Source organism: Longimicrobium sp., from assembly GCF_036554565.1.
Taxonomy (GTDB): Bacteria; Gemmatimonadota; Gemmatimonadetes; order Longimicrobiales; family Longimicrobiaceae; genus Longimicrobium.
In genome coordinates this window covers 1-7,851 of sequence record NZ_DATBNB010000620.1, presented here as the reverse complement: position 1 = coordinate 7,851, position 7,851 = coordinate 1, and the positions used below count along the sequence as shown (strand labels likewise).

At 69.8% G+C, this 7,851-nt stretch carries 7 protein-coding genes; 2 read left to right on the top strand and 5 right to left on the bottom strand.

From position 1 onward, the window contains the following. On the top strand, positions 1 to 243 hold a 243-nt coding region (locus VIB55_RS17240; protein ID WP_331877908.1), incomplete at its 5' end, for a hypothetical protein. Positions 244 to 363: 120 nt separating this feature from the next. Here the strand turns inward: VIB55_RS17240 and VIB55_RS17235 are convergent. The 4 genes from VIB55_RS17235 to VIB55_RS17220 form a co-directional block, all read right to left on the bottom strand. After that, a complete protein-coding gene (locus VIB55_RS17235; protein WP_331877907.1) occupies positions 364 to 1,833 on the bottom strand; it encodes a sensor histidine kinase in 1,470 nt (489 codons plus the stop codon). Positions 1,834 to 1,835: 2 nt separating this feature from the next. Beyond that, complete coding sequence (locus VIB55_RS17230; RefSeq protein WP_331877906.1) at positions 1,836 to 2,999, bottom strand: FIST signal transduction protein; 1,164 nt, start codon at positions 2,997 to 2,999, stop codon at positions 1,836 to 1,838. A 494-nt stretch (positions 3,000 to 3,493) separates the two neighbouring features. After that, positions 3,494 to 4,222, bottom strand: coding sequence for an adenylate/guanylate cyclase domain-containing protein (locus VIB55_RS17225; RefSeq protein ID WP_331877905.1), 729 nt, complete (start codon positions 4,220 to 4,222; stop codon positions 3,494 to 3,496). Between the two features lie 24 nt (positions 4,223 to 4,246). Continuing rightward, positions 4,247 to 4,732, bottom strand: a complete 486-nt coding sequence (locus VIB55_RS17220; RefSeq protein WP_331877904.1) for a Pycsar system effector family protein — start codon at positions 4,730 to 4,732, stop codon at positions 4,247 to 4,249. A gap of 228 nt (positions 4,733 to 4,960) precedes the next feature. On the opposite strand from VIB55_RS17220, the gene VIB55_RS17215 reads away from it, so the two are divergent. After that, complete coding sequence (locus VIB55_RS17215) at positions 4,961 to 6,931, top strand: Xaa-Pro dipeptidyl-peptidase (protein WP_331877903.1); 1,971 nt, start codon at positions 4,961 to 4,963, stop codon at positions 6,929 to 6,931. A gap of 27 nt (positions 6,932 to 6,958) precedes the next feature. Here VIB55_RS17215 and VIB55_RS17210 read toward each other — a convergent pair. Then, the coding region (locus VIB55_RS17210; protein ID WP_331877902.1) for an ATP-binding protein at positions 6,959 to 7,851 on the bottom strand (893 nt) is incomplete at its 5' end.

Sequence of the window (7,851 nt, the reverse complement as noted above, 5' to 3'; positions counted from 1 at the left end):
CGCCACGGCCTGGAACTGCGCGCCGACGTGCTGAACTTCGCCAACCTGCTGAGCAGCGACTACGGGACGGGCTTTGCGTTCGTCACCATGCAGCCTGTGCTGCCGGCGGGGGCCAACGCCGCGGGCCAGCCCCAGTTCCGCCTGCGGAACATCAGCGGCGAGCTGATCACCGAAACGTTCACGCGCACCGCCACGACGGCCGACGTCTACCGGGTGCAGCTGGGGCTGCGGTACCTGTTCTAGGCGCCGGCCCCGGACCGCCGCGCAGGAACGCCGCCGCTCCCCGGAGCGGCGGCGTTTGCGTTTCGCCGGCGGCGGGCCGGGCGCGCCGAACCCGGCGCCGTTCTGGATGCCTCCGGCGTCTCAGGCGGTCTGCGCGTCCACGCGGATGGCACCGTCCAGGGCTCCCGTTTCGGCCGTGACCGCCGGGAGCCACAGGACGAAGCGCGAGCCCTGTCCCTCGCGGCTGGTGGCGGTGAGGTCGCCCCCCATCAGCCGTGCCAATTGCCGGCTGATGGTGAGCCCCAGCCCCGTTCCGCCCTTGGTCCGCGTGTGCCCCTCCTCGGCCTGGACGAAGGGCTGGAAGATCCGCGGAAGCTGGTCGGCCGGAATGCCGATGCCGGTGTCCTCCACCGCCAGGTAGGTCCACGGGCCCGCGCCCGCGAGCTGGGCGTCCGCTCCCGGCCGGTCGGTGGTGCCGCAGCGGATGGTCACCCGCCCCCCGCCCGGGGTGAACTTCACCGCGTTGGAGAGCAGGTTCACGACGATCTGGCGCACCCGGTCGCGGTCGCCCACGTAGCTGGCGGGCGATGCCCCGCACTCGTCCCGGAGCGTGAGTGCCCCCGCCTCCGCCTGCAAGCCGATCAGCGCGACCGCCTCGGCGACCACGTCGGCCACGGGTTCGCGGGTGTGCTCCACCGTCATGTGCCCGGCCTCGACCTTGGCCACGTCCAGGATGTCGTTGATCAGGGTGAGCAGGTGCGCGCTGCTCACCCGGATCCGTTCCAGCTGCGCCTGCTGCCGGGGCGTGACCGGCCCGGTGACGCCCATGGTGAGAAGCTCCGCGTAGCCGATCACGGCGTTGATGGGCGTGCGGAGCTCGTGGCTCATGTTGGCCAGGAACGACGACTTGGCCCGGTTGGCCTCGTCGGCCTCGGCGCCCGCGCGCTCCGCCTGTGCGGCGCGCACCGCGAGCTCGTCGTTGAGCACCTCCAGCTCCACCGCCTGGTCCTGGAGCTGTTCCGTGTGCGCCTGCAGCTCCGTCGCCAGCGCCTCGGCCTCTTCCGCCCGCTGCCCGGCCTGTGCCCGCGCCTCGCCGGCCTCGGCGAGCGCGGCTTCCAGCCGACCGCGCAGCTCCTGCAGCGTCCGCGTGAGCGCCCGCTCCCGTTCGGCCGCTTCCCGCGCCGCCCGCAGCCGCACCTCGTCGGCGATCACCTGCCGCTCGGCCTGGAAGAACGCCGACAGCAGGGGAAGGAGGGGGGCGAGGAGCCCCGGCCCAGGCGCGCCGGGGGCCGGCCGCACCAGCACCGCGGCGGTCCCGTCCGCGAGCGCGCAGCCCTGCGCCGGCTCCGGCCCGTCCGGGCCGGGCACCGTCCCCTCGAAGCCGCCGTCCGGCGCGGACGCCTCGATGAATGCCCGCCATGCCGCGGCACCCCGCAGCACCTGCGGAAAGCCGGGCGCGGGAAGGACGACGCCCAGCTCGGGATCGGGGGCAAAGAGCAGCAGGCGCTCACCGCCGAGAAGGCGGGCGAGCGCGGCGGCGGCCTCGGGGCGCCGCTGTACGGTGGCGAGCTCGCCGACCAGGTCGAGGAGCCCGGCGGGTACCGCGTTCACGGCTACCGGGGGATCGTGCAAACGACGGCCGTGCAATTGTGGAAGCCGCTGAACTGGCCCTCCGCCTGCGCGATCTGGCCATAGGTGTTGAAGCCCGCCATGCGGGTGCTGCCCAGCTCGTGCTGCACCGCCGCCAGCTCGGCGCCGAAATCCTGCCCCAGCCGCAGCCGCGTGGCCACGCAGTCGAACACCAGCGCCACCGCGGGCTCGTTGCCGTCCATCTGCGCCAGCGCGGCGCGGGTGGCCTCGGCCGCTGCGTCGGCGGCGGAGGCGGCGGTCGTCGTCATGATGCAGGCGGCGGCACCGGAGGGCACGTCGGCCGCGCACCCCACAGACCCGTCCTCGTCCACGGAGAGCGGAACGCGCAGCCGGTATCCCTCGGGCGACTCCACGCCCAGGACGTTGTGCAGGAAGAAGGGCACGGGCTCGCCGCGGTCGAAGGCCTGGCCGGTGGACGCGGCGTGCGATTCGAAGACCTCGGCCGTGGATACCGCGTTCAGGCTGCCCACCCGCGCTCCGCTCGCCTCGGTGACGCGCATGCGCTCTCCGCCGGGCGCCCATCCGTGGCGCACCCCGATGCCGATGCGCTTGTTGGAAAGGATCTCTAGCGCCACCACGGCGTCGCTGGCCACCTCGGTGCCGCAGAACACCACCGTGTGCTCGAAGCGTGCGTCGTCGCCGGCACCGCCGCCGAAGAAGCGGTAGACGCCCCCGGTGAGCAGGGCCAGCCGGTCCACCAGGTCGTCGGCGAAGCCGGCCAGCGCATCGGTAAAGACGAGCGCCGCATGATGGCGGTATCCGGGCGTGTGCCGGCCGCGGAACCCGCCGGCCAGCGCCTCGGCCGCGGCCACGCGGTCTTCCCGCAGGCCGCGCCCGATGGCGGCGGCGAACCGCATCTCGGGCGCCGCGAGCCCGACCGCGCAGGTCATTCCCACGCCCGCCTCGTCGCTGGTGAACTCGCCCGCCGACGAGCACCCCACCAGCACGCCGGGGCGGCACGAGGCGGTGAGCGCCCGGAGCAGGGCCTCGTGGTCCTGGCCGGGCGAGGCGAAGACGATGAGGGCGTCCGGGGATTCGCCCCCCAGCTGCTCCCGCATGGCCGCGCCCAGCTCCTCGCCCGCCGCGGAGCCGGAGCCGCGCGAGATCGCGATCGCCGCGTTCGTCATTTCACACCTGTTTCAGGTTGGTGGAGCGGAGTGACGGCATCTGGACGGGATGATGCCCGCGCGCCGGGTCCGGCGCTCTCCCGCAAGGCGCACGGTCCCGCTGCACCCGCTCGCGGCTTACGCAAGCACATGCAACATCCATTCTTGGGCGGCGGGGGCTCCAGCCGGCAATCACGTTGTCGAGCAGGCCGAACGGAGACGCCACTCGCTATGGCTTCCCGCCAGCGCTGTTCGATGTGGATGCCGTTTCGCCCGCGGGACAGGCATGGACCAGGTATCGACGCGAGATCCTCCACGCCTAGCGGGACATGGGCCGGGGCGTGGAGTCGGATGAGTTCGAGGTCCCGTACGTCGTGTTTGCCGCGTCACCCCCGCTGGCTAGCTGTGGGGGGCAGGGCCATGGATCGGGGGGCTTGCTAGCGGTTTAGGTGATGGAACACGTCAAGAGGTGACACTTACATGTTCAACTCTGTGTCAGCTCGGCCCGTGTCCGCTCATCGGATGAGTTTCCGGTACCATGCGCTCGAATAGCATTCGACCTGCCCGTCATTGAACGACAATGCTTTTTTCTCCCACATGTCAATCTTCTCACCGGACTTGGTCGTGTATCGATTGGAAATCCCGAGGAGATCGAAAGTCGTGCGGCAGATGTAGATCGATTCCGGTTCACGTGCGAGGTCACTCAGCTTCGACCCAAGGTTGGGAGGATCGCCGATCCAGACCAGGTCACGGTTGTTCATGTCGTAGCCGACTCCCGCTTTCATTGCGAGCGCAGGTCCCGTAGCGATTCCGATGCCGATGTCGAAGGAGTCGTTCTGATACTTGGCTTGGATCTTCGGAACTAGAATCTCTTCCTTGCAACCGACCATGTGCAGGGCGGTGTCCACGGCCTGATCTGCCCGGCTCGCGCCGGCGAAGATGCCCAGGACGCGGTCGCCATCGAAGCTCCGTACACGTCCGTTGCCGGCTTTTACCGCCTCTACCATGCAGTGGTGAAATGCCTTGTAGAGCTTTGCGACTGACTGGCGGCGGTAGGCCCATGAAAGTGCTGACGAGGAGCGCATGTCCACGTAGAGGAACGTGAACTCGCCGGCCAGCCCGGTGCCTCCATGGGTAAGCCGGCGGTCACCGGCCTCGGGAACCGTGTCGATACTTACCTCGTGGAAACGCTCTTCGAGCAGTGCGTCGACCTTGTTTCCGAGCGAGCGTGCGTCCAAGTCCATGATCTTCGTGGCTTTGAGATGAATTTACTGCGTGTTCAGGCTGATCAGCAGGTACACGGCCAGAGTCCAGGGGATGATGGCGGCGTAGAGGAACCGGGTGCCGATTTTCACATGCTTGTACTTCTCACCGGCGATACAGGCATTCCGGTAGGTCTGGCGGGCAAGATCCAACTCATACTGCTCTGCCTCCAGGTTTTGCACTTCTAGGACGAACTCATCCTCTGTCCGCTGAGTGATGCCTCCGAAATAAATCAGAGATCCCACGGGGTCCCGGGTACGAGGAGACGTTGCGACGAGCAGGTGCAGCAAGCTCGCGGTGAGAGTCGCCACGGCGAGGACCGTGAGGGTGATGCTCACTCCTGTCCAAATTTTTGGTCCGGGAGCAACGGCCGCTATGACCCCGAACATTGCGATGTCTACCGTCGCCAGGGGAGAGACCTTCAAATCGGCCGCGGCGATCCATTGCAGTTGGCGGGAGAGCATCGTCTCGAGCAAAGCGTGCTTGTCCATCGTATGAACATGTTTTGAAATGTGGTAGATGAGATCGAGAGGTCTCGATGTCTCTTGGCCGCACCTTGTGGGACAAAGATGAGAGCGGCCGTTCAACCCGGCAAGCTTATTCGAGGCGCTGCTCCCTTTTCACATCGGCGCCGAAACGATAACGTCTCTCCGTCCGCCTGCCCCTTCGTCATCGAACTCCTGCCCTCGCCCTGCGCGAGTATCACACGAGGCCCGAGCATGACTGAATCACTCCTGCGCCGCGCCGGCATCGCGGCCGCGCTCACGCTTGCCTCCGCCGCGTGCGCCGCCACGCCGCAGGTGCCGGCGAGCGCCCCGCCGGCACCTGCGAGCTCCCCGTCTGCGCCGGCGAGCCCGCCCGCCGCGCAGCAAGGCGCCCGCCCCGTGTTCGCGAACGGGATGGCGCAGGTGGTTCCGGCGTTCGCCGAACCCTCGCAGTGGATCCGGCAGAACCTGTGGGTGGAAACGGAGTTCGACTCCGACGGGGACGGCCGCAGGGACCGCGTGCACGTGGGGGTGACGCGGCCGCGCCAGACGGAAACGGAGGGGTTGAAGGTGCCGGTGGTGTACGGGTCCAGCCCGTACTACGCCGGCGTCGCGCGCACCTTCGCGTTCTGGAACGTGCGCCAGGAGCTGGGCGAGCCCTCGCCGGCCCGCGGCGCCATGCGCGGTCCCCCGCACGATTCCACGCGGACGCGCATCTCCAACCAGCTCGTGGGCACGTGGGTGCCGCGCGGCTTTGCGGTGGTGCACTCGGACGCGCCGGGGACGGGGCGCTCGCAGGGGTGCGTGACGATCGGCGACACGCCGGAGCGCACGGCGATGAAGTCCGTGATCGACTGGCTGAACGGACGGGCGAAGGGCTATACCACGCCGAACGGTGCCCAGGAGGTGTCGGCGACGTCGTGGTCCACGGGCAAGGTGGGGATGATCGGCACGTCGTACGAGGGCACGCTGCCCCTGGCCGCGGCGACGACGGGGGTGGCGGGGCTGGAGGTGGTGGTGCCGGTGGCCGCCAACACGTCGTACTACCACTACTACCGCTCCAACGGGCTGGTGCGGTCGCCGGGCGGGTACCTGGGCGAGGACGTGGACGTGCTCTACGACTTCGTGGCCAGCGGCCCGCCGGCCACGCGCGCCATCTGCGACCGCACCGTAAAGGGCGGCGTCTTCGCCGCGGGGCAGGACCGCGCCTCCGGCGACTTCAACGAATTCTGGGCCTCGCGCGAGCTGCTGCCGCACGTACGGAACATCCGGGCGGCGGTGCTGCTGGCGCACGGGCTGAACGACTACAACGTGATGCCCTCGCACACCATGCGGATCTACGAAGAGATGAAGGCGCACGGCCTTCCCGTGTCGATGTACCTTCACCAGGGCGGCCACGGCGGCGATCCGCCCGCGGAGATGCTGAACCGCTGGTTCACCCACTACCTGTACGGCGTGGAGAACGGCGTCCGCAACGATCCGCCGGTCTGGATCGTCTCCAGCACCGCGGCGCGTCCGTCGGGGCGCGGCGCCATGGCGGCGCCGGTTCCGTTCGCCTCGTTTCCGGCGCCGGGGTCCGAGCCTGTGCGGCTGTATCCCGCGCCCGGCGGCAACGGCGTCGGCCCGCTCGCCCTTCGGCCGGGGCGGGGGACCGAGTCCTTCACGGACGACGTTTCGGTCAGCGGCAGCGCCAACGCCATTGCACCTCGCTCCACCCACCGCCTGCTCTTCGCCACGGCGCCGCTCACCGATTCGCTGCGCATTTCCGGAACGCCGCGCGTCACCCTCCGCGTGTCGGTGGATCGGCCCGCGGCGAACCTCAGCGTGTGGATGGTGACGCTGCCCTTCGACTCGGCGGCGGTCGGCGACGCCAGCCGCGCGGGCGTGGTGACGCGCGGGTGGGCCGACATCCAGAACCATGCTTCGCTCACGCGCGGGGGCGCCTACACGTCCACCCGGCCCGGCGAGCGGCTCGTCCCGGGAAGGTTCTACGACCTGACCTTCGACCTGGAACCGGACGACCAGGTGATCCCGGCGGGAAGGCAGCTCGCGGTGATGATCATGTCGAGCGACCCCGAGTTCACCCTCTGGCCACGGGCCGGAACGCGGCTGACCGTGGACCTGGCGGGAACGTCGTTCACGGTGCCCGTCGTGGGCGGGGGCGCGGCGCTGGCGCGGGCGGGCGGCGTGCGCGCGAATCCCTGACGCCGGAGCCGGCGCGCGCCTCGCACCCTACAGGGCGGCGGAGGAGACGCGGTCGAGCAGGTCGTCGGGCCCGAAGGGCTTTTGCAGCACGTTGCCGCGCCGGAGCAGGGGGGTGAAGGCCGTTTCCTCGGGGGTGTAGCCGGAGATGTAGATCACCCCCAGGTGGGGGCGCCCCGGCCGGATGCGCTCCACCATCTCCGGTCCGGACATCTCCGGGAGCACGACGTCGGTAACCAGCACGTCCACGGGGCGATACGGGTCGGCGAGCACGCTCAGCGCCTCGCCGGGGGTGGCGAAGTGCAGCACGTTCACCCCGCGGCGGCTCAGCACGTCCACCACGAAGTGGCGCACCGCATCTTCGTCCTCCACCACGACCACGGACTTGTCCCGCAGGTCGTGCCGGGTGGGGAGCACCACGTCGGGGGCGCTCTCCTGGCGCTCGGCCGTGATCGGCAGGAGCACGGTGAAGACGGCCCCGGCGCCGGGCTCGCTCTCCACCCACACGTATCCGCCGCCCTGCTTCACCATTCCGAACACGGTGGAAAGCCCCAGCCCCGTGCCGAAGCCGCTGGGCTTGGTGGTGAAGAACGGCTCGAAGGCCTGCGCGATCACCTCCGGCGTCATTCCCGTCCCGGTGTCGGAAACGACGATGCGGGCGTAGTGCCCCGGGCGAACGTACTCCGGCATGCGGTCGGCGTGGGCCGCCGCGTCCACGAAGCCCACGTCGACGGTAATGGTGCCCCCCGGCCCGGTGGCGTCGCGGGCGTTCACCACCAGGTTCATCAGCACCTGCTCCACCTGCACGGGGTCTACGTACACCGGCACGGGGTGGGGACTCGTGCGCACCTCGAAGTGCACGTCCTCGCGCAGCAGAAGGCGAAGCATGCGCTCCGTGGCGCGCGCCACCGCCCCCACGTCCA

Excerpts from the sequence above, each read along its gene's own strand:
- VIB55_RS17215 (WP_331877903.1), top strand. The coding sequence starts at position 4,961 with ATGACTGAATCACTCCTGCGCCGCGCCGGCATCGCGGCCGCGCTCACG.
- VIB55_RS17225 (WP_331877905.1), bottom strand. The coding sequence starts at position 4,222 with ATGGACTTGGACGCACGCTCGCTCGGAAACAAGGTCGACGCACTGCTC.
- VIB55_RS17230 (WP_331877906.1), bottom strand. The coding sequence starts at position 2,999 with ATGACGAACGCGGCGATCGCGATCTCGCGCGGCTCCGGCTCCGCGGCG.
- VIB55_RS17220 (WP_331877904.1), bottom strand. The coding sequence starts at position 4,732 with ATGGACAAGCACGCTTTGCTCGAGACGATGCTCTCCCGCCAACTGCAA.